The 1,339-nt window shown below is 64.3% G+C and carries 1 pseudogene; it reads left to right on the top strand.

Annotated elements, in window-relative coordinates:
• Positions 1–1,339: pseudogene (locus Q9R31_RS20085) on the top strand (pyruvate dehydrogenase (acetyl-transferring), homodimeric type); the annotation flags it as partial.

Genomic DNA, 1,339 nt, shown 5'->3' on the forward strand with positions numbered 1-1,339 from the left:
ATCCCGCGAAGGCCACGCCCTGTCCTCCTACCCGCACCCGCGGCTGATGCCGCACTTCTGGGAATTCCCCACCGTGTCCATGGGCATCGGGCCGATGAACGCGATCTACCAGGCCCAGAACAACCGGTACCTGCACAACCGTGGCCTGAAAGACACCAGTGACCAGCAGGTCTGGGCGTTCCTGGGCGACGGGGAAATGGACGAGCCCGAGTCCCGCGGCCTGCTGCAGCTGGCCGCGAACGAAAACCTGGACAACCTGAACTTCGTGATCAACTGCAACCTCCAGCGCCTGGACGGGCCGGTCCGCGGCAACGGCAAGATCATGCAGGAACTCGAAGCGTTCTTCCGCGGCGCAGGCTGGAACGTGATCAAGGTCGTCTGGGGCCGGGAATGGGATGACCTGCTCACCCGCGACACCGACGGGTCCCTGGTGAAGATCATGAACGAGACCGTAGACGGGGACTACCAGACCTACAAAGCCGAATCCGGCGGGTTCGTCCGCGAACACTTCTTCGGCAAAACCCCGCAAACCAAAGACCTCGTCGCGGACCTGACCGATGACCAGATCTGGAACCTCAAACGCGGCGGCCACGACTACCGCAAGGTCTACGCCGCCTACAAGGCAGCCACCGAATTCAAGGGCAAACCCACCGTCATCCTCGCCCACACCGTCAAGGGCTACGGCCTCGGACCCCACTTCGAGGGCCGCAACGCGACCCACCAGATGAAGAAACTGACCCTGGATGACCTGAAGAAGTTCCGCGACCACCTCCGGATCCCGGTCACCGACGAACAGATCGAGAACGACGCGTACCGGCCGCCGTACTACCACCCCGGTAACGACGCCCCGGAAATCAAGTACATGATGGAACGCCGCGCCGCCCTGGGCGGGTCCGTCCCGGAACGCCGGAACACCCACGCCGACATCGTGCTGCCGGATGCGAAGTCCTACGAGGTGGCCAAGCGCGGTTCGGGCAAGCAGCAGGCCGCCACCACCATGGCCTTCGTCCGGCTCCTCAAGGACCTGATGCGGGATAAGAACTTCGGCAAGCACATCGCCCCGATCATCCCCGACGAAGCCCGGACCTTCGGTATGGATGCGTTCTTCCCGACCGCGAAGATCTACAACCCCAAGGGCCAGAACTACCTCTCCGTGGACCGCGACCTGGTCCTGGCCTACAAGGAATCCCCCGCCGGGCAGCTGATCCACCCCGGCATCAACGAAGCCGGCGCCGTGGCAGCGTTCACCGCCGCCGGGACCTCCTACGCCACCCACGGCGTGCCCCTGGTGCCGGTCTACGTGTTCTACTCCATGTTCGGCTTCCAGCGCACCGGCGAC

The organism is Pseudarthrobacter sp. BRE9, assembly GCF_031844305.1.
Classification (GTDB): Bacteria; Actinomycetota; Actinomycetes; order Actinomycetales; family Micrococcaceae; genus Arthrobacter.